Raw genomic sequence first — 19,722 nt, 5'->3', positions numbered from 1 at the left:
ATCTGAGTGAGGGAGTTGACGATGGCCGATTTCGGTGCTTCGTATGCGGAGATGGAGCAGGTGGCGTCGTCGCTGTCGCAGGCTCGTGATGACATCCAGGGTCAGTTGGACACGCTGAAGAGCCAGGTGGACACGCTGCTGGGTGAGGATTTCAAGACGCAGCACGCGTCGGGCAAGTTCGGTGAGGGGTACTCCGAGCTGACGACGGGGCTGAAGGGTGCGGTGGACGGCATCAACGACATGTCGGAGTCGCTGCTGGGCATGATGCGTGCCATTCAGGACCTCGACCAGCAGCTCGCCGGCGGCTGAACCGAATCATCAGGGTCGGGAGCGGTGCAGGCCGCTCCCGACCGGTGATCGGTGAGGGCGGACGAGTCGGATCGGGAATGAGGAGACCCAGTGAGCGTCAAAGTCAGCTATGACGACCTCGGTGCACTGAGCACGCAGCTGAAGAGCATCATCGACGAGTTCGAGCATGCGGGCAACCGCCGCCGCGACCTCGAGGGTGCCGTCGACCGCCCCTACGAGCTGGGTGATCTGAAGGACGCGGCGCACGACTTCGAGGGCCGCTGGGACGATCGCCGGAAGCGCCTGATGGACAGCTGCAAGGGTCTCGCCGAGCATGTCGACGGCGTGATCGAGGGTTTCCAGGACTTCGACGAGGAAGCCGGCAACCGAACCGGCGAGAGATGAGCCGACGATGACGACAGCGCTTCCGTACATGCCCTCGCAGACGCCGAGGGGAGGGAACCTCATCGAGCACCTGCGCGGCGATGCGGGCGACGTCCAGACGCGTGGTCAGCAGATCGTCGACCTCGGTGCCGACATGTCGGCCGCGTGGACGCTCATCAAGCGACTGGTCGACAACGGCGCCGACATGGAAGGCAGCACCGTCGACAAGCTCCGCGAAGTCGCGGGTGAGGTCAGCGGCGATCTGTCGCAGGCGGCCGAGCTGTACGCCGCCGTCGGGCCGCACATCCTCACCTACGGTCAGGAGCTCGAGACGTCGAAGGCCGCGATCGATCCGATCGTCGACGATCTGATCGAGTTGTGGGCCGCCTACTACTCGCTATCGCGCGACGCCGACACGGCTGAGGGCGCCGTTCCGCGAGAGCCCGATGACGATGCCGACGCCGATGAGCAGTCGTCGTATGACACCGCGAACGCCAATGCTGTCGAGAAGCGGGGTCTCGCCGACGCCAAGCGCGGCGAGTGGGACACGCGGGCCGGTGAGTACGACACGGAGTGGGACAGCTGGCACACCGCTTTCCAGACCGCGGCCACGAACATCAAGGAAGGCTTCAGCGGCAAGATCGAGGACTCCTGGAAGGACGACCTGCGAGGTGCGCTGGAGTTCCTCTCGAACGTCCTCGCCGTGGCCGGCATCGTGCTCGCGGTGCTTGCGATCGTCGTGGGCGGACCCATCATCGCCGCGCTCGCGGCGATCGTCGCCGTCGCGACGCTCGCCGTCGCCCTCACCCGCAAGCTCGCGTTCGACGACGGAAGCTGGGTCGACGTCGCATTCGGCGTCATCGGCGTGGTGCCCTTCATCGGCCCCGCGGCGCGTGGCCTGCGCGGACTGGGCGCTCCCGGGGGCTGGCGCGCACTCGGAACGGCGTTCGGCGACGACGCCGCCCGCCTGTTCGGCGTCGGTGCGACGGGGATCGATGACTGGGCGTCGGGGCTGAACCGCCTGCAGGGAACCGGGTTCGGCGCGAAGGCCGTCGACTTCACGACGGGCCTGCTGACCGGTCAGAACATGGCGCATTGGGCGGACCCCGCGGTGATGACCGGCGGGTGGAACATCGTCGAGGGTACGGCCGGCGTCTGGGCGACGCAGCTCGGGATCGCCGGGTGGATCAAGGACACCGCAGGAGGGGCGTTCCCGGGGTCCTTCGATCCCGACCAGAACCCGTTCTCGTGACGGAGTTGCCGAAGCGGGTCGCGGGTGATGGAAGACTGGCATGGTGACTGACTTGCGCGCGGAGTTGACCGGAGGCGCCGGAGCGACCGTGCCGAGGTATCGCATGCTGCTGCCGCCCGGGTGGCGGTCGTACGACATGGGGGCCGACACCGAGCGCGATCTCGTCGCGGCGGCGAAGGCACGCCTTGCCGAGGCCGGCCGACCCGACCTGGGGGCGGCGCTCGGAGCGCAGGTGAAGGACGCCTTGGCGCAGCTGAAGGGCCAGGACGCGTTCGCTTACGCCCTACCGGCCGAGAGCTCGCCCACCTGGGTGCTGGGCTCCGCGAGCCTCGTGGGTCTGCGTCGTCGGTCGACGCCGCAATGGACGCTCGACGACATCGTCGAGGATGCCGTGCGCAATCGCGGCGGCGTCCCGATCGGCGAAGGTCACCGCATGGTGCGCTGGACCGAGCGGCGCCCGACCCGCGTCGACGGCGTCGACGCGGTGAGCTTCCTCATCCACTACCTGATCCCGATCCCCGGCACCCGGCGCACGCAGGCCGTCCAGTGGACGGCCACCGTGGCCCATGAGTCCGACCTGGCGCCCGATGACCCTGTGCTGCTGGCGTGGCTCGCTCTCTTCGACAACCACATATCCTCCTTCACCTGGAGCGTCAGCTGAGATGCAGTTGAACCTTCGCTTCGACCGGGAGCACTGCATCCCGGTCGACTTCCCCGCGCACTCGGCGACCGATCGTTCTGAGTGGGCACGCGCGACGGCGGCCGACTTCGTCGCGCGCACGGAGCTCGCCCCCGAAGCCGCCGGCCCGATCGCCGCGGCGCTCGACGATGTCGCCCGGATAGCCTCGGACGACAGCCGCAGCCTCGTCATCGTCGGCATCGACGGTCGGGTGATCGCGCCACTGACCGTGTTCGCGGTGGATGGTGCGCTCAGCGAAGCCGATCAGGCGGCGTTCCTCTGGTCGCCCTCGGCGCAGTTGCCGGCGACGACTGAGGTGATCGAGACGGATAATTTCGGGATCGGCATCTCGACGACGCTGCTCGAGCGGCACGGCGACCGGGATTTCGGATTCGAGCGCTGGCTGTTCTTCGGCGAGGACGCGACTGTCGCCGCCATTCTCGGCCCTGTCGCACCCTACGGGCTGGCCTTCGTGGAGGAAGCGGCCAAGGCGGTGTTGCGGCAGTCCACGCTCGAGGGCTTCGTCGCGTCGAGCGACCGCGTGCGCGTCGACGCACTCGACCGCGCCGTGGTGCGCTTCGGAGAGGAGTGGCCGGCATGACCGCCAGATCGCTGACAGAGCTCGTCGACGAGGCATCGTCCTGGACGCCGGTGGATTGGTGGCGCCTGGAGCTGCGGTCGTTCTCGCGCACCCCCGCGCAGCGCCCCCTTGCCGTGCTCGCGCCGGCAGAGGCCATGTCGGAGCACCGCGGGGTGACGCTGGGCAGTTTCATCCAGGGGCTGGCGTATCTCTTCGCCGTCGCCGCTCCGGTGATCGCCGCCGCAGCCATGGTGCGGTGGGTCCTCGGCGACACCGCGTACGACTTCCCTCTGGCCTTCGCAGGCACGATCACGCTGGTCAGCCTGCTGGTGACGGGGTGGAGTGAGCTGCAGCGGCTGCGCCACCCGCGTGCGTCGCGAGCGTCGGCCGTGCGAACGCTGGCGCTCATCCACGTCATCCCCGGGCTCATCACGGCTCTCATCGCGCTCACGGCCGGCGCGCCCTTCCTGCAGGGCGGCGCATGGGTGTGGATCGCCGTGGTCGCCGCCGACATCGTCGTCCACGTCGTCATCCTGATCCGCGGTCCGCTGCCCGCGGGCGGACCGCAGAACGAGCGCGAGAATCTGCAGTGGAGCATCCGAGAGATCCCGCCTGGCACGCTCGCTGAGATCACGGCGCGCCGGGATGCAGCGATCCGGCGTCTCGCGGATCGCGGCCTCATCGAGCCGGGCACGGCGACGCGGGCGCTCACGACCGCGCCGGGAGAGCTGGCACTGACGCTCGCGCCCGAGCTCCAGAAGTCGGACCCTCAGCGCTCGCGTTGATAGTCGCTGTGGCCGACGTCCCGGCCACGATGTACGCGCGCGCCGCGCGCGGGTGGACCCCGCTGGGATCTCACGCCCGGCCGTGCTGCACCGTGCGCATCGGCGGCGCGCCCTGGGCTCCCTCCGAGCGGCTCGACGTGCGCTCGCTCGTCGCGTCTCCCGCGGACGCGGAAGGGATGTGGGCTGTATGAGCGACACACCGGCCACCGCTTACGCGCGCACCGCGGGGGCGTGGACCCCCTTGGACTGGTGGAAGCTCGAAGCCCGAGCCCTGCACGGCGTTCCCGCTGCACGTCGGGCCCTGGCCTTCTTCGCGCCCTCGGCGGCCTGGAAGGACCTCGCCAAGAACGTCGCCCCCGCGTGGGGCTGCCTGCTCACCCTGTCGCACATCGCCAGCTTCACGCTGCCGGTGGTGGCGCTCCTCTTCCTCCTGTCCTGGCTGGTCGGGCGCAGTGACACGGCCTCGGTGGGCGTGGCCGGCCTGCTGGCGGGCATCGCGGCGGTGATCGCGGGGATCGGCATCGTGACCGAGCTGCGCGAGTCCTTGGGCACCGATCCGAAGATCCACCGGATGCTCGGTGCGCTGCACCTCGTGCCCTCCGCGATCGGAACGGTGGTCGCCGTGCTGGCGATCACGCAGGGAGCGGCCGACGGCGCCCTCGGCATCGTCGGGTTCGTGGCCGACGTCGTGGTGGGTGCGCTCCACTTCGTGCTGTTCCGGGGGCCAGCCGAGAGCGGAAGCGACCGATGGCAACGCAATCTCGCGGGCCTGGAACGAGCGGTGGAGGGGATGCCGCCCGACGAGCGCGCGCGCATCTACTCCGATCTCCAGACCGCCCTGAACGTGCTGTCGGAGCGCGGGCTCATCACGCCGCTCGAGCTCGCTCGCGCGCGCGAGGTGCGGATCGGACTCCTCGGCATCACCATGGCACCCCGCGAGGATCTCACCCCGAAGGGCGGCTCGCGCTGAGCGAGCGCTCGCTGCCTGCGCCCGACCAGGGGTGACGCGCCCGGGATCCGTCCGCATGGGGAATGGTGCCCATGTGCTCTCGCCGAGCCGCCGATTAGCGTGGAGGCATCGGCCCGACGGGGGTCGGGAATCTGAGTGAGGGAGTTGACGATGGCCGATTTCGGTGCTTCGTATGCGGAGATGGAGCAGGTGGCGTCGTCGCTGTCGCAGGCTCGTGATGACATCCAGGGTCAGTTGGACACGCTGAAGAGCCAGGTGGACACGCTGCTGGGTGAGGATTTCAAGACGCAGCACGCGTCGGGCAAGTTCGGTGAGGGGTACTCCGAGCTGACGACGGGGCTGAAGGGTGCGGTGGACGGCATCAACGACATGTCGGAGTCGCTGCTGGGCATGATGCGTGCCATTCAGGACCTCGACCAGCAGCTCGCCGGCGGCTGAACCGCTCCCGCAACGCGAAGCTCGACCGTCTGACCGGAGCGCCGCTCCTGCGGCCTCCGGTCACCGCCCGCTACGCGGAGGACGCCGAGACTGGCCTCCAGGGCATCTTCGAGGCGTTCCAGGCGGCCTGGACAGCGAGCTCGGAGCGAGCGTGGTGCCCCAGGAAGAGGCGCCCCCCCCGGCAGCTGCCCACGCCGCACAGCCGTGTCCGATTTCCGCGAGCCGATGTCGGGGGAGCGTGTCAGGCTAGGGGCATGAGCCTGGCCATGACGTTCGACGAGAGGTACCGCGCGATCGATTCGCGCGACGCCCGCTTCGACGGGCAGTTCGTCACCGCGGTGCGCTCGACCGGCATCTACTGCCGCCCGAGCTGCCCCGCGCGCACCCCGAAGCCCTCGAACGTCACGTTCTATCCGACGAGCGCCGCCGCGCACGAGGCCGGCTACCGCGCGTGCAAGCGGTGCCTGCCCGAAGCGGCGCCGGGGTCGCCGCAGTGGAACCTCCGCGGCGACACCGCAGGCCGCGCGATGCGCCTCATCGCCGACGGCGTCGTCGAGCGCGAGGGCGTGCCGGGGCTCGCCCGCCGGCTCGGATACTCGCCGCGGCACCTGACGCGGCTGCTGACCGCCGAGCTCGGCGCCGGCCCTCTCGCCCTGAGTCGCGCGCACCGCGCGCAGACGGCCCGCATGCTGCTGGTCGGCACCGACCTCTCGGCCGCAGACGTCGCCTTCTCGAGCGGGTTCGCCAGCGTGCGACAGTTCAACGACACCATCCGCGAGGTGTTCGGGATGCCGCCGCTGGAGCTCCGCGCGCGGCGACGCGTCTCCCGGCACGAGGGGCCGGCGGCTCCGGCACCCGGGGTGACGATCGACCTCGCACTCCCGCACCGTGGCGCGCTCGATGCTCCCGGCCTGTTCTCGTGGATGGCGGCGCGCGCCGTCTCGGGAGCCGAGGTGGCGACGGCGTCGACCTTCGCCCGCACGCTGCGACTTCCCCATGGTCCCGCGTGGTTCGAGTTGCGTCTGGACGACCTCGGGAGGGTGCGGCTGCGCGCCGCGCTCACGAACCTCGCCGACCTCTCGACGCTCGTCACCCGTGCCCGGCGCCTCTTCGACCTCGACGCCGACCCTGACGCCGTCGACGAGTCGCTGGCGCAGCATCCGGAACTCGCTCCTCTCGTCGACGCGCTGCCGGGCATCCGCGTGCCCGGCGCCGCCGATCCGCACGAGATGCTGATCCGGGCGATGGTGGGGCAGCAGATCACCGTCGTCGCTGCGCGCACCGCGCTCACGTCGCTCACCGCTGCGCTGGGGGAGGATGTCGCCGCCTTCGCGGCACTCCCGTCGCCCGGCACCGGCGAGAGCCCTCCGCCCTCCCGTCTGTTCCCGACGATGGCCGCGATCGCGGAACGCGGCCCCGAGGTGCTTCGAGGGCCCGCCGCCCGCATCCGTGCCATCACGGGCGCGGCTGCGGCACTCGCCGACGGCTCGCTCACGCTCACCGCCGGCGACGACGCGGTCGAGCAGCGCGCGGCGCTCCTCGAGATGCCCGGCATCGGCCCCTGGACCGCGGACTACGTGCGTATGCGTGTGCTCGCCGACCCCGATGTCTTCCTCCCGGGCGACGTCGCGGTGCGCGCCGGCGCCGGCGCGGTCGGGCTTCCCGCCGAGGCTCGCGCACTCGACGCGTGGGCCGCCCGCACCGCGCCCTGGCGCAGCTACCTCACCGCGCACCTCTGGCACGCCGTCCCGCCGAAGCCCGCCGCACCGCGTCGGGTCGCGGCATCCCGCATCCCCGCACCGTCCCTCATGACCACCGGAGGCATCTCATGACCACCGCCACGATCCAGACCCTCGACACCCCCGACGGCGCGTTCACGATCCTCGCCGACGACGACGGGCGCGTGCTCGCCTCGGGCTGGACCGCCGACGCCGACGCGATCCTCGCGCGTCTCGCGGACCGCGTGCGCCCGTCATCCGTCGCGAAGGGCGAGACGGATGCCGCGGCCGCCGTCGCCGCCTACTACGGCGGAGACCTCAGCGCGATCGACGAGGTGCCGGTCTCGCAGCACGGCACCGCGATGCAGCTCGCCGGGTGGGCGGCACTGCGGCGGATCGCCCCGGGCGGCCCGCTCACCTACAGCGAGTTCGCCGTCGAGCTCGGGTCTCCGAGTGCGGTGCGGGCTGCGGCATCCATCTGTGCGCGCAATGCGCCCGCGCTCTTCGTGCCGTGCCATCGGGTGCTGCGCTCGGACGGCACGCTCGGCGGGTTCGCGTGGGGGCTGCCCGTCAAGCAGCGCCTGCTCGACCGCGAGGCGGCGGTGCCCGCGCTCATCTGAATCGCCCGCTTCAACCGCTTTCCGGGGGACCGGAAAGCGGTTGTTGCGTTCAGAGAATTCTCAGATATATGCTGGAGGGCTGTCGCGTCGCTACGAACTAGCGGAGTGCGCAGTCCTTTCCGCTGAGCCCAAGGAGGAAGAAATGTATCAGGCCGCCATCGCCGCGAAGACCGCCTTCGTCCTCCGTCTCGCGGGACCGCGCACCGTCTCCCGGCTGCCGCGTCCCCGCGTCCAGGGGTAGTCCGCTTCCTCGCACCCGCCGGCCCGGCCGGATTCGGCATACCGCCGTCCCCCGGAGCGTTCCTCACCGAGGAAGCTCCTCTCTCATGACAGCGCTCCCACACGGCGCTGTCGCCTCGCGACCCGACGACGGGTCACCGCAACACCCCCACAAGGATCATGACCACCACCGCCCTTCCTGAGCGATCAGAACAGCCGCAACGGTCCGAACTGTCCACCTTCAGAGCCCTCGCCCGTCTCCTTCCGTTCGCGAAGCCCGTGCTTCCGCGACTGGTGATGGGTGCCGCCAGCGCGCTCGTCGCCAGCCTGCTCGCGCTGACCATCCCGCTCGTGCTCGAGCAGGTGGTCGGCGGCCCGATCGCCTCCGGCGACATCGCCATGATCGGGTGGGGCGCCGCCGCCATCCTCGCGCTGGGCCTCGCCGAGGCCCTCATGGTCTGGCTCCGTCGCTGGTTCGTGCTCGGCCCCGCGACCATGGTCGAGTACGAGCTGCGCCAGACGTTCTACTCCCGCCTGCAGCGCCTGCCCGTCTCCTTCCACGACCGGTGGCAGTCGGGGCAGCTGCTGAGCCGCATGATGCAGGACATCAGCATGCTGCGCCGCTGGCTCGCCTTCGGCCTCGTGCTGCTCGTCGTCAACGTGATCACGATCGTCGTGGGCACGGCGCTGCTGTTCCGCTGGCACTGGGCGCTCGGCACGATCTTCCTCGTCACGTCCGCTCCGCTGTGGTACGCGGGGTACCGGTTCGAGAAGTCCTACGGCACGCTCGCGCGCCAGTCGCAGGACCAGGCCGGCGACCTCGCCACCTCGGTCGAGGAGAGCGTGCACGGCATCCGCGTGCTCAAGGCCTTCGGCCGCGGCAAGCACGCGCTGCAGAAGTTCACGCGACAGGCCGAGACCCTGCGCGAGACCGAGCTGAGCAAGGCCCGGGCCGTCGGCTGGATCTGGTTCTGGCTCGTGCTGCTGCCCGACATCGCCTTCGCACTGTGCCTCGGCGCCGGCATCTACCTCACGGCCATCGGCCAGCTGCAGGGCGCGGAGCTCATCGCGTTCTTCGCCATGGCCACCGTGCTGCGCTGGCCGATGGAGTCGATCGGCTTCCTGTTCTCGTTCCTGCTCGACGCGCGCACCGCGACCGACCGCATCTTCGAGGTGTTCGACGAGCAGAACACGATCGTCGATCCCGAGACGCCGAAGACCATCGCGAAGCCGCGCGGCGAGCTCGCGTTCGAGGGCGTGCACTTCCGGTATCAGGATGCCGCGGAGCGCGAGCGCGACCTGCTCGACGGCGTCGACCTCGTGCTGCGGCCGGGCGAGACGATGGCTCTCGTGGGCCTCACCGGCTCGGGCAAGACGACCCTCACGACGCTGCCCACGCGGCTCTACGACGTGACCGGCGGGCGCGTGACGCTCGACGGCGTCGACGTGCGCGATCTGACACTCGCCGAGCTGCGCCGGCACATCGGCATGGCGTTCGAGGACGCGACCCTCTTCTCCCAGTCGGTGCGTGACAACGTGCTGCTGGGCCGCGAGGATCTCGTGCCCGGCAGCGACGAGGCCGAGCGGGTGATGCGTGAGGCGCTCGACGTGGCACAGGCGTCGTTCGTCGACGACCTGCCGGACGGTGTCGACACGATCATCGGCGAAGAGGGTCTGTCCCTCTCGGGCGGCCAGCGCCAGCGCCTCGCGCTCGCCCGCGCCGTCGCCGCACGGCCCGCCGTGCTCGTACTCGACGACCCGCTGTCGGCGCTCGACGTCGACACCGAGGCCCTCGTCGAGGACGCGCTGCGCGAGGTGCTCCATGAGACGACCGCGCTCGTGGTCGCGCACCGCCCGTCGACGGTCACGCTCGCCGACCGGGTGGCGCTGCTCGAGGCGGGCCGCGTGACCGCGGTCGGCACGCACTCCGAGCTGCTGCGCACCAGCGAGCACTACCGGCACGTGATCTCGAGCCTCGAGGTCGAAGAAGCCCGACTCCGGGCGAGACAGGAAGACCAGGAATGGGAGGTGACCCTGTGAGCACCACGGTGACCGGAACGAGCGGCGAAGACCGCTCCGACTACACACGCGACGAGAGCAAGGCGATCCGCAAGCGCTCGCTGCGCCTCCTCGGCTCGCTCATCACACCGGTGCGCGCGCAGCTGATCCTCGCGGGCATCGTGCTCGTCGTCTCGACCGCACTGCGCGTCGCGGGGCCGTGGCTCATCGGCATCGGCATCAACAACGCGCTGCCGGCCGCGGTCGAGCGCATGGACTGGGCGCCGACGATCGTGGTGGTCCTCGTGTACCTCGTCACGGCTCTCGGCGGCGCCGCCCTCATCGGGTGGTACGTCGTCGTCGCGGCGCGCCTCACGCAGACGATCATGCTCGACCTCCGCAAGCGCATCTTCCTGCACACGCAGCGGCTGAGCCTGGAGTTCCACGAGTCGTACACGTCGGGCCGCATCATCTCGCGCCAGACGAGCGACCTCGACACCATCCGCGAGCTCCTCGACGGGGGCCTCAACGAGCTGGTCTCGGGCATCCTCTACGGCGCGTTCACCCTGGTCGCGCTGTTCCTCGTGGACTGGCAGTCGGGCCTGATCCTCACGTTCATGGGCATCCCGCTGTTCCTCCTGATGCGCTGGTTCTACACGCGCTCGCAGCTCGTCTACCGCGAGTCGCGTGTCGTCAGCGCGAAGGTGATCGTCAAGTTCGTCGAGACGATGACGGGCATCCGCGCCGTGAAGGCCTTCCGCAAGGAGGGGCGCAACGACGAGGAGTTCGGCGGTCTCGCACTGGACTACCGGGACGTCAACATGCGCTCGATCCGTCTGTTCGGCACGTTCGAGCCGGGACTCATGGCCGTGGCGTCGTTCACGCTCGCGATCGTGGTGGCGTGGGGCGGCATCCGCGTCGTCGACGGCGCGATGGAGATCGGCTTCCTGCTGTCGGCGGTGCTGTACGTCCGCAACTTCTTCTCGCCGCTGCAGGAGGTCGCGTTCTTCCTGAACTCATACCAGTCCGCGACGGCGGCGCTCGAGAAGGTGTCGGGCGTCCTGGAGGAGGAGCCCACGGTTCCCGACCCCAAGAACCCGGTCGACCTGTGGGCGGCGAAGGGCCACATCCGGTTCGACGACGTGCTGTTCGGGTACTCGCAGGACCGCGTCATCCTTCCGGATTTCTCGCTCGACATCCCGGCCGGTCAGACGATCGCGCTCGTCGGGACGACGGGTGCCGGCAAGTCGACGCTCGCCAAGCTCGTGTCGCGGTTCTACGACCCGACCCGCGGTGCGGTGACGCTCGACGGCGTGGACCTGCGCAACCTGCACCCGAAGGATCTCCGCCGTGCCATCGTCATGGTCACGCAGGAGGCCTACCTGTTCAGCGGCACGGTCGCCGACAACATCGCGCTGGGCAAGCCCGACGCGACGCTCGATGAGATCCAGGCGGCGGCTCGCGCGGTCGGAGCCGACGCCTTCATCCAGGCTCTTCCCGACGGCTACGGCACCGACGTCAACAAGCGCGGCGGCCGCGTGTCGGCGGGTCAGCGCCAGCTGATCTCGTTCGCACGGGCGTTCCTCGCGAACCCGGCGGTGCTGATCCTCGATGAGGCGACCGCATCGCTCGACATCCCGTCGGAGCGCCAGATCCAGGACGCCCTGCAGACGCTGCTGGCCGACCGCACCGCGATCATCATCGCGCACCGTCTGTCGACTGTCGCGATCGCCGACCGCGTGCTGGTCATGGAGCACGGCGAGATCATCGAGGACGACACCCCCGAGGAGCTCATCGGCGGCACCGGCAAGTTCGCGCAGCTCCACGCGGCCTGGCGGGAGTCGCTCGTCTGACCTGCTCCGTCTGAGAGCCCGGATGCCCCGGCCCCCTGTCCACACTCAGGGCCGGGGCATCCGTCGTTCTCGGCTTGTCGCAGCGCCGCATCGGCTCAACAGGTCAACCGGGCTTCTACAGGATCGATCGAGTCGAAAAGTCCTGCAGAAGCCCGGTTGACCTCTGCAAAAGCGGGTGAGAGCGCCCGGCTGCTCAGCGGCGCGAGACGGATCAGGCGTGGGCGACCGAGACCGCGTGGGCGAGTGGATGCTGCGGCGCGAGGCCGGCGAGGGCCGCGGCGCCGTCGATGCCGTGGCCGAGAGGCTCGACGAGCGTGACGTCGAACTCGCTGGCGGCGATGTGCGAGGCGAACGCCTCGCGCAGCTGCGGGGAGCGGAAGACGCCGCCGATCGCACACGCGGCGAAGTGCTCTCTCTCCTCGTCGGAGCGCACGCGGCGCAGCGCCGTCTCGACGCTGTGCGCGAGCTCGCCGCCGGCGCGCACGGTGATGTTCTGCGACACCGCGTCGCCCTCCGTCGCGAGGCGCGCGACGTGGGCCGCGAACGACGCGACGACGCTCACCCGCTCGGGATCGGACTGCAGGTGGATGTACGCCTGGCTGAGGTCGGGCCACCGCTCCTCCGCGACGGCGCGCAGCGCGGTCGTCGGCCCGCGGCCGTCGTACTCGCGCATGACGGCGTCGAGCGCCTCGCGGCCGATCCAGTAGCCGCTGCCCGCGTCGCCCATGAGGTATCCCCACCCGTCGACCCGGGCCACCCGCGAGGCGCCCACCGCGAGCGTCACCACCCCGGTGCCCGCGGCGACGACCGCGCCGCGCGTATCGCCGAGCGCCCCGAGGAACGACGTCGTCGAGTCGTGAGCGAGGATCACCTCGTGCACGGCGGCGTCGTCGATCCTGGCGAGGAAGGCGGCAGCATCCGATTCCCGCGTGGTCAGGCCCGACACCCCCGCACTGACGACGGAGACCTCGGCGCCCGTGCGCTCGATCGCGGCGCGCGCGACGGCGGCGAGCTGGGGGAGGAGCGGCTCGCCGGTGCGGATGCCCGGGAAGACGATGTCGTGCTCGCGCACGCGCACCTTGATGCCGGTCTGGCCGGCATCGATCGCCAGTACTGTGCTCATGCGGCTGTCCGCCCCTTCCCGCACCGTGACGCCACGATGAGATGTTCCCCCCGCCGGTGCTTCGGCAGAAGCCCCCCGCGCGTCGACCGCGGTCATGCCCGCACCGCGTCCGTGCCGCGCGAGCGCGCACGGTATGCCTCGCGCAGGAATGCGCCCGCCGGCTTGCCGTAGGGACAGTAGTCGTCGTTCGCGGGCGCCTCGCCTGGGGAGTAGAGCCGTGCCGGCCAGTCCCACAGCATGAAGCCGCGCACCCATGGCCGGGCGTCGCATGCCTCGAACATGACCCTGTAGTACCGCAGTTGCTCGCCGGGTGAAACCTTCCCGGGCAGCGACCAGTCGTTCGGGCGTGCCGGCGACCCTTCACGCGACGGGCAGCCGGCTTCCATGAAGAAGAACGGCTTGCCCGTCGCGGCGACGGCCGCCTCGATGCGATCGAGCTCGGCCTCCCACCCGTCGATGGGGTAGTAGCCGCTCGAGCTCACGACGTCGACCGCGTCCCACCAGCCCAGGCGGTCCTCCTGGTACTTGTCGCAGTTGTACGTCACGATGCCGGAGTACTCGGCCCGCACGGCGGCGATGAGCTCGCGCCACTCGGCCTCGCGGGCGTCGGCGCGCACCATCTCGCAGCCGACGCAGAGCATCTCGCAGCCCTCCGCCTCCGCGAGGCTCGCGGCGTGCACGATGAACTCGCGGTACGACGCGAACCACTCGCCCCACGTCGGCTCGCCCGGGACGTCCTGGTCGAAGAACCCGATGTGCGCGCGCCACGTGCCGTCGGCGACGTTGACGACGGGCTTCAGGCACACCTTCAGCCCGAGCGCCTTCGCCTCGCGGATCGCCCACACGATCTCGTCGTCGGTCACCGTCGGCTCCTCGCGGAACCGCACCTCGGTCGACTGCGCGGTGTCCTGCAGGGCCGCGTACGCCAGCGCGGTCCAATTCACTGCGTGGTCGGCCATCAGCCGCAGCGACTGGGATGCCTCGGCCGTCCCCCATGTTCCGCGCACGCCCGTCCATCCCCAGGTCATTCCGGCCACGTACGGCCCGAGCGCCTGGGTGGTCGCGGCGGTCACGAGGCGACCAGCTCGTTGGCGGTGCGCAGCACGCGCGGATCGGAGAGGGCGGATGCGGCGAGCCCGCCGCCGTCGTGGCGCACGATCAGCGTCGCGCTCTCGCCCGGCAGCAGGGTGACGAGCGCATCGGATGCCACGGCATCGGCGTCGACCTTGTCGACGAGGAGCGTGAGGTCGCGCACCAGTGTGGAAGCGGTGAGCGTGACCCGCGTGCCGTCGGCGACCGGCTCGGCGTGCACCTCGACCTCGGCCGCGCCGAGTGCCGAGTCCCGAGGCTCGGCGAAGAACCAGAAGCCCCGCACGTCGTCGACGCCCGCCACCACGAGCTCGGAGGCCAGGTCGGCGGCCACGGCGACGTCGGCGGGCAGCGACACGGTCACCGTCTCGCGCGGGCTCAGCGAGACCGGGGTCTCGAACCGGGCGAGCTCGTCGCCCGCGAACCCCACGCGTCGCGCCACGAATCCGCCGGACCACGGCTCGGCCGTGTCGTTGACGAGCACCGCGGCGAGCCCGCCGTCGCGGGGCTGGATCGTCGCCAGCCGCGGGGCGAACGCGTTCTTCAGCCCGTAGTACAGCGGCTTCGGACGCTCGTCGCCGTCGATCGCGGCCCACGACGTGACCGGCCAGCAGTCGTTGAGCTGCCAGACGATCGCGCCCTGGGTGTGCGGCGCCCACGACCGGAAGTGCTCGAGAGCGGTGCGCACGGCGAGCGCCTGGTTGAGCTGCATCGCCCAGTGCCAGTCCTCCATGGCCTCCGGCATCCGGAAGTGGGGGATCAGCCCGTTCGAGAGCTTGGTGTTCCCCTCCATCGCCTTCTGGTGCACGATCATGCCGGGCGATTCGGGGGTCAGCGGCGCGTCCGACACGGAGCGCACGAGCGTCGACCACGCCGGCGGCCCCTGCCAGCCGAACTCGGCGACGAACCGCGGCGTGTGCTCTCGGTAGGTGTGCCAGTCGCGACGGTTCCACTGCTCCCACAGGTGCATCGAGCCGTGCTGCTCGTCGTTGGGGTGCGGGCCGGTCTGCGTCTGGCCGTCCCAGCCCATGCCGGGGCTGAACGGGCTCCCCGGCGCGTACGGAACGTGCGGTGCGAGCTCGGCGACGAGCGCGGGGAACAGCTCGTAGTAGTAGTGCGCGCCCCAGGTCTTGCCGTCGAGGCGCAGCTTCCAGCCCCAGTCCTCGTAGCCCCACAGGTTCTCGTTGTTGCCGGTGAGCAGCACGAGCGACGCATGGTGGCCGAGGCGCACGATGTTCTCGCGCGCCTCCGCCTCGACCTCCGAGCGCAGCGGATCCTCCTCGGCGTACGCCGCGCACGCGAACAGGAAGTCCTGCCAGACCAGCAGCCCCAGCTCGTCGGCCAGCTCGTAGAAGTCGTCGGACTCGTAGAGCCCGCCGCCCCAGACGCGGATGAGGTTGAGGTTCGCGTCGAGCGCCTGCTCGAAGCGGCGCCGCACGCGGTCGCGCGTGACGCGCACGGTGAGTGCGTCGTCGGGGATCCAGTTGACGCCCTTCACGAACACCGGCTGGTCGTTGACGACGAGTGTGAACGGCGTGCCGGCCTCGTCGGGCGTCATGTCCCAGCGCACGTCCCGGAATCCGACCTTGCGCGCCGTGCGATCGAGAACCATGCCGTCGGCGGCTGCGACGAGCTCGACCTCGACGTCGTACAGAGGCTGCGCGCCGTACCCGACCGGCCACCAGCGCTCCACCTCGGCGAGCGAGAGCGTCACGGTCGTGGTCGTGTCATCACCGGCCAGGCCGCCGGATGTCTCCACGCCGCCGACGCGCACCGTCACGACGACAGGGTCGTGGCGCGAGCGCTCGAGCTCGACGTCCACCGTGATCGTGCCGCCGTCGCCGTCCGGCGCAGCGACGACGCGCGTCTGCGCGAGACGCGCGACCGACCAGGACTCGAGCCCGACCGGCTTCACGATGCCGCTCGTGTAGGTCGCGATGCCCCAATCCCAGCCGAAGCTGCACGCGGACTTGCGGATCGCGTCATACGGGAGCGGGTACGGCCGCTGGCGCACGCCGAGTGCGACGCTCTGCTCGTTCGCGTACTTCACCGGCGAGCGGAAGCGCACCACGAGCTCGTTGTCGCCCTCGACGAGCGCGTCGCGCACGTCGAACCGGTACGAGCGGTGCTGGTTCGCCGTCGAGCCGACCGCGCGCCCGTTGAGCAGGATCGTCGTCACGGTGTCCAGGCCCTCGAAGACGAGATCGGTGCGGTCCGCGGCATCCTTCGTCCAAGGGAATGTCGTCGCGTACGTCCAGTCGACGAGTCCGATCCAGGCCAGCGCCGACTCGTTGTCGTCGAGGAACGGGTCGGGGATGAGACCCGCGGCCAGGAGGTCGGTGTGCACGCACCCGGGCACGACGGCGGCGACGGCATCCGTGAGTCCCCCGGGAGCAGGTCCGGCGGACGCCCGCAGCGTCCAGCCGGCGTCGATCGGGCGGAAGGAGAGGGAAGAGGTCACTTGACGGCTCCTGCGGTGAGGCCCTTGTAGATCCAGCGCTGAAGCAGCAGGAAGGCGATGAACGTGGGGATGATCACGAGGATCGTACCCGCGGCGATCACCTCCCATTGCGCGCCGTACGGGCCCTTGAATCGGAACAGGGAGGTCGAGATGAATCCCTGCGAGGGCAGATAGAGGAAGGGGAGGTAGAACTCGTTGTAGATCGCGATGCCCTTGATGATCACGACGGTCGCGATGGCCGGCCGCAGCAGCGGCAGGATGATGCGCCAGTAGATCGTCCATCGGTTCGCGCCGTCGATCATCGCCGCCTCGTCGAGCGAGACCGGGATCGACTGCATGAACTGGATGAACAGGTAGATCGCGATGATGTCGGTGCCCATGAACAGGATGATCAGGGCCGCCATCGAGTCGTACAGGCCGAAGGCGCTGATCAGCTGGAAGGTCGCGACCTGCGTCGTGACGCCGGGGATCAGCGTCGCGATGAGGAAGAGCGCGAGCACCAGTCGCTTGCCGCGGAAGTTGAAGCGGTCGAGCGCATAGGCGGCCATCGTGCCGATGAAGATCGTGCCCACCAGCGACACCACCAGGACGATCGTGGTGTTCACGAAGCCTTCGAGCATCTTCCCGCTGACGAACGCCGTCACGAAGTTGTCGAAGTTGAGCCAGTTCGACGGCGGCGTGAACGGCCCCGTCTGCGCGTACTCGGGGGCGGTCTTGAGTCCGGCGAACAGCAGGACCGACAGCGGCAGGATCGTGACGACGGCCGCGACGATGAGACTCGTGTACTTCGCTGTCGTGGCGCTCCCCGAGCGCACGCGCTCGAGGGGCGAGCGTCCGCGGATCTTCGGCTCGGGCGGGCTGGTCCGCAGCGGCATCGTGCGGAGCGGTTCTTCGGTGGTGGTCATGTGAGATCGACCTTCTCGTCGGGGAAGACTCTGCGCTGGATCCATGTCACGACCAGCACGACGATCAGCAGGACGACGGCCATCGCCGAGGCGAGACCCACCGACCGGTAGCTGAACGCGGTCTGCAGCGTGTTGATGACGAATGTGGAGGAGCCGTTCGCCCCGCCGGTCATCACGAAGGGCACCTCGAACACACTGAGGCTGCCGGCGATCGCGAGGATCACGGTGAGGCCCACGACGCGGCGGATGCCGGGGAAGATGATCGCCCAGAACTGCGCCCAGCGGTTGGCGCCGTCGATGTCGGCGGCTTCGTACAGCTCGTGGGGGATCGACTGGATCGCGCCGAGGAACAGCACGAATCCCATGCCGGTGTAGCGCCACACGGACGTGGCGGCGAGCGACCAGTTGACGACGTCGGGGTCGCCCAGCCACTGCGGCGGCTCGGTGACGCCGAACCAGCTCAGCACGGTGTCGAGCGTGCCGCCGGGCTGGAACAGGTAGAGGAAGACGAAGCCGACGGCGACGCCGTTGATCAGGTAGGGGAAGAACAGCACGCCGCGGAAGAAGCCGGAGAATCGGGTCGAGAAGCTCAGGATCGTCGCGAAGTACAGCGCGATGGCGATCTGGAAGAACGACGCGGCGAAGTAGTAGAGGCTGACGAAGAACACCGAGAAGATGCGCGGATCGGTGAAGACCTGCACGTAGTTCTCGAACCCGACGAGGTTCTTCTGCTGGTCGATGCCGTCCCAGTCGGTGACGCTGTAGTAGAAGAGGTTGATCGCCGGCCAGTAGGTGAACAGCAGCAGCAGGCCCACGGCCGCGGCGAGGAACAGCCACGGCGTGAGGTGCTGCATGACGCTCCGGCCTGCGGAGCCGCCCCGCCGGCCGCCGGCGCCGCGGGAGATCCCGCGGAGCCGGCGGCCGCGCATGGGCGCCGAGAGGGCAGCAGGGGCATCCGCCGGTGCCGCGCCAGGAGTTGCGATGGCCATGTCTCTGCCGCCCCCTTCCGTCAGCCCTTGAGGCTCTCGACGGCGGCGCCCCACTTGTCGTTGAGCTCGGCGAAGTAGCTCTCCTTGTCGCCGTCGGCGGCGCCGCGGGCGATGTCGACGAGCTTCTGGCGGTAGATCGGGCCGTAGAGGTCGATCTGGGCCTCATTCGCGGTCTCGGTGAGGAGCGCCTCCTTGCCGGCCGGGGCCGGGTTGATCTCCATGAGCTCGACGCCGGCGGCCTCGAAGTCGGTCAGCGACTCGGGGAGCGGGTCGTCCTTCAGCGTCGACACCATGCCCTGCACGTCGGTGTAGTCGGACTCGCCCACGATCCACTGGATGAACGCCCAGGACGCGGCCTTCGCCTTGGAGTGCTTGCTCACGCCGAGGTTGTAGTCGCCGCCGATCACGGCGTACTGCTGGCCGTCGACGTTCGCCGGGAACGCGAAGAACCCGATGTCGTCGGCCGAGGCGCCGTTGTCTTCGGCGGCGGCCTTCATCTGCGACACGGCCCATGAGCCGAGGGTCATCGCCGCGACCTCGCCGGTGCCGATGAGCACCTTCGACTGCTCCCAGTCGGTGGTGAGCGGGTCGTCCTCGGTGAGGCCGGCCGCCACGCTCTCGTAGAGCAGGGAGTCGATCGCGTAGACGTCGGTGCCCTCGGTCCACGGTGCCGGGTCCTCGGCGAGCGTGATCGGGGCATCGGCGTCGTCGGTGACGCCGCCGAGGTTGCCGAAGCTCTGGGTCAGCGGCCACCCGCCCTTGTAGTTGGTGTACAGCGGGATCGCATCGGTGTTGTCCTTGACCTTCTGGAGGGCCTCGAGCCACTCCTCCTCGCTGGTCGGGAGCTCGGTGACGCCGGCCGCCTCGAAGACCTTCTTGTTGTAGACGACGCCGTTGGCGTTGCCGCCCCACGCGATGCCGTACTGGGTGCCGTCGTAGCTGGCGGCGGGGAGGAATCGGTAGGTGTCCTCGAAGTCCGCCGTCTTGCCGAGCGGCTCGAGGAACTGCTCGAACTGGTCGGGCTGGATGGTCGGGATGCCGAGGACGTCGCCGTAGTTCGTGGTCGACATGCGCGTCTGCATCTCGGTCGCGTAGTCGGTGACGGCCTCGATGGTCACGTTCACCTCGGGGTACTTCTTCTCGAACTCCTCGACGTAGCGGTCGTACGTGCCGTCCTGCACGAGGTCGGTGCGCCAGGTGAGGACCTTGATGTCGCCCTTGATCTCGCCGTCGATCGTGTTGTCGGCATCGCCCGCGCCGCCGCCCGCGCAGCCGCTGATCGCGACCGCGGCGGTGGCCAGCAGCACGATGCCCGCCAGTGCCTTCTTCGCCATGTGATTTCTCCTTGTCAGGTTCGCCCTTGAACTGCCG

General features: G+C 69.9%; 18 protein-coding genes. 12 read left to right on the top strand and 6 right to left on the bottom strand.

The window, feature by feature from the left end; genetic code table 11:
* Positions 1-21 precede the first annotated feature (21 nt).
* From Q9R33_RS02085 to Q9R33_RS02030, 12 genes are all read left to right on the top strand, one after another.
* Positions 22-309 (top strand): WXG100 family type VII secretion target, encoded by a 288-nt coding sequence (locus Q9R33_RS02085; RefSeq protein WP_056370824.1) that lies wholly within the window; start codon positions 22-24, stop codon positions 307-309.
* A gap of 90 nt (positions 310-399) precedes the next feature.
* Complete coding sequence (locus Q9R33_RS02080; protein ID WP_056370822.1) at positions 400-693, top strand: hypothetical protein; 294 nt, start codon at positions 400-402, stop codon at positions 691-693.
* Between the two features lie 7 nt (positions 694-700).
* Positions 701-1,924, top strand: a complete 1,224-nt coding sequence (locus Q9R33_RS02075) for a hypothetical protein (RefSeq protein WP_056370820.1) — start codon at positions 701-703, stop codon at positions 1,922-1,924.
* 43 nt (positions 1,925-1,967) lie between these two features.
* Positions 1,968-2,585: a hypothetical protein gene (locus Q9R33_RS02070; protein ID WP_310247539.1), complete on the top strand. Its 618-nt coding sequence runs from the start codon at positions 1,968-1,970 to the stop codon at positions 2,583-2,585.
* 1 nt (position 2,586) lies between these two features.
* The gene (locus Q9R33_RS02065; protein WP_311292695.1) at positions 2,587-3,204 is read left to right on the top strand and encodes a hypothetical protein; all 618 of its coding nucleotides are present in this window, start codon (positions 2,587-2,589) and stop codon (positions 3,202-3,204) included.
* Positions 3,201-3,968, top strand: a complete 768-nt coding sequence (locus Q9R33_RS02060) for a hypothetical protein (RefSeq protein ID WP_311292694.1) — start codon at positions 3,201-3,203, stop codon at positions 3,966-3,968. Before Q9R33_RS02065 ends, Q9R33_RS02060 begins: the two co-directional genes overlap by 4 nt.
* Positions 3,969-4,155: 187 nt before the next feature.
* Entirely contained in the window at positions 4,156-4,938 is a 783-nt protein-coding gene (locus Q9R33_RS02055; RefSeq protein WP_311292693.1) for a hypothetical protein, read from the top strand.
* 150 nt (positions 4,939-5,088) lie between these two features.
* Positions 5,089-5,376 (top strand): WXG100 family type VII secretion target, encoded by a 288-nt coding sequence (locus Q9R33_RS02050; RefSeq protein ID WP_056370824.1) that lies wholly within the window; start codon positions 5,089-5,091, stop codon positions 5,374-5,376.
* 254 nt (positions 5,377-5,630) lie between these two features.
* Positions 5,631-7,208, top strand: coding sequence for an Ada metal-binding domain-containing protein (locus Q9R33_RS02045; RefSeq protein WP_311292692.1), 1,578 nt, complete (start codon positions 5,631-5,633; stop codon positions 7,206-7,208).
* Positions 7,205-7,714 (top strand): methylated-DNA--[protein]-cysteine S-methyltransferase, encoded by a 510-nt coding sequence (locus Q9R33_RS02040; protein ID WP_311292691.1) that lies wholly within the window; start codon positions 7,205-7,207, stop codon positions 7,712-7,714. Before Q9R33_RS02045 ends, Q9R33_RS02040 begins: the two co-directional genes overlap by 4 nt.
* 399 nt (positions 7,715-8,113) lie before the next feature.
* Entirely contained in the window at positions 8,114-9,973 is a 1,860-nt protein-coding gene (locus Q9R33_RS02035) for an ABC transporter ATP-binding protein (protein WP_056370805.1), read from the top strand.
* Positions 9,955-11,784, top strand: a complete 1,830-nt coding sequence (locus Q9R33_RS02030) for an ABC transporter ATP-binding protein (protein ID WP_396654058.1) — start codon at positions 9,955-9,957, stop codon at positions 11,782-11,784. Before Q9R33_RS02035 ends, Q9R33_RS02030 begins: the two co-directional genes overlap by 19 nt.
* Before the next feature lie 211 nt (positions 11,785-11,995).
* Here Q9R33_RS02030 and Q9R33_RS02025 read toward each other — a convergent pair whose 3' ends face one another.
* The 6 genes from Q9R33_RS02025 to Q9R33_RS02000 all read right to left on the bottom strand — a co-directional run bounded on the left by Q9R33_RS02025 (position 11,996) and on the right by Q9R33_RS02000 (position 19,685).
* Positions 11,996-12,907 carry a BadF/BadG/BcrA/BcrD ATPase family protein gene (locus tag Q9R33_RS02025; RefSeq protein ID WP_311292689.1) on the bottom strand — a complete coding sequence of 304 codons (912 nt, stop codon included), beginning with the start codon at positions 12,905-12,907 and terminating at the stop codon, positions 11,996-11,998.
* Positions 12,908-12,999: 92 nt separating this feature from the next.
* Positions 13,000-13,980: a glycoside hydrolase family 113 gene (locus Q9R33_RS02020; RefSeq protein ID WP_396654057.1), complete on the bottom strand. Its 981-nt coding sequence runs from the start codon at positions 13,978-13,980 to the stop codon at positions 13,000-13,002.
* On the bottom strand, positions 13,977-16,457 hold the full coding sequence (locus Q9R33_RS02015; protein ID WP_311292688.1) for a glycosyl hydrolase 2 galactose-binding domain-containing protein: 2,481 nt from the start codon (positions 16,455-16,457) through the stop codon (positions 13,977-13,979). The genes Q9R33_RS02020 and Q9R33_RS02015 overlap by 4 nt, the downstream gene beginning before the upstream one ends.
* Positions 16,454-17,362, bottom strand: a complete 909-nt coding sequence (locus Q9R33_RS02010) for a carbohydrate ABC transporter permease (protein ID WP_310247568.1) — start codon at positions 17,360-17,362, stop codon at positions 16,454-16,456. The genes Q9R33_RS02015 and Q9R33_RS02010 overlap by 4 nt, the downstream gene beginning before the upstream one ends.
* Positions 17,359-18,351 (bottom strand): carbohydrate ABC transporter permease, encoded by a 993-nt coding sequence (locus Q9R33_RS02005; protein WP_056370794.1) that lies wholly within the window; start codon positions 18,349-18,351, stop codon positions 17,359-17,361. The genes Q9R33_RS02010 and Q9R33_RS02005 overlap by 4 nt, the downstream gene beginning before the upstream one ends.
* Positions 18,352-18,371: 20 nt before the next feature.
* On the bottom strand, positions 18,372-19,685 hold the full coding sequence (locus Q9R33_RS02000) for an ABC transporter substrate-binding protein (protein ID WP_056370792.1): 1,314 nt from the start codon (positions 19,683-19,685) through the stop codon (positions 18,372-18,374).
* Positions 19,686-19,722: the final 37 nt, after the last annotated feature.

This window comes from Microbacterium sp. PRC9, from assembly GCF_031844125.1.
Lineage (GTDB): Bacteria > Actinomycetota > Actinomycetes > Actinomycetales > Microbacteriaceae > Microbacterium.
Note: the sequence above shows the minus strand (reverse complement) of the source record. Positions and strands in the feature narration are given on the sequence as shown.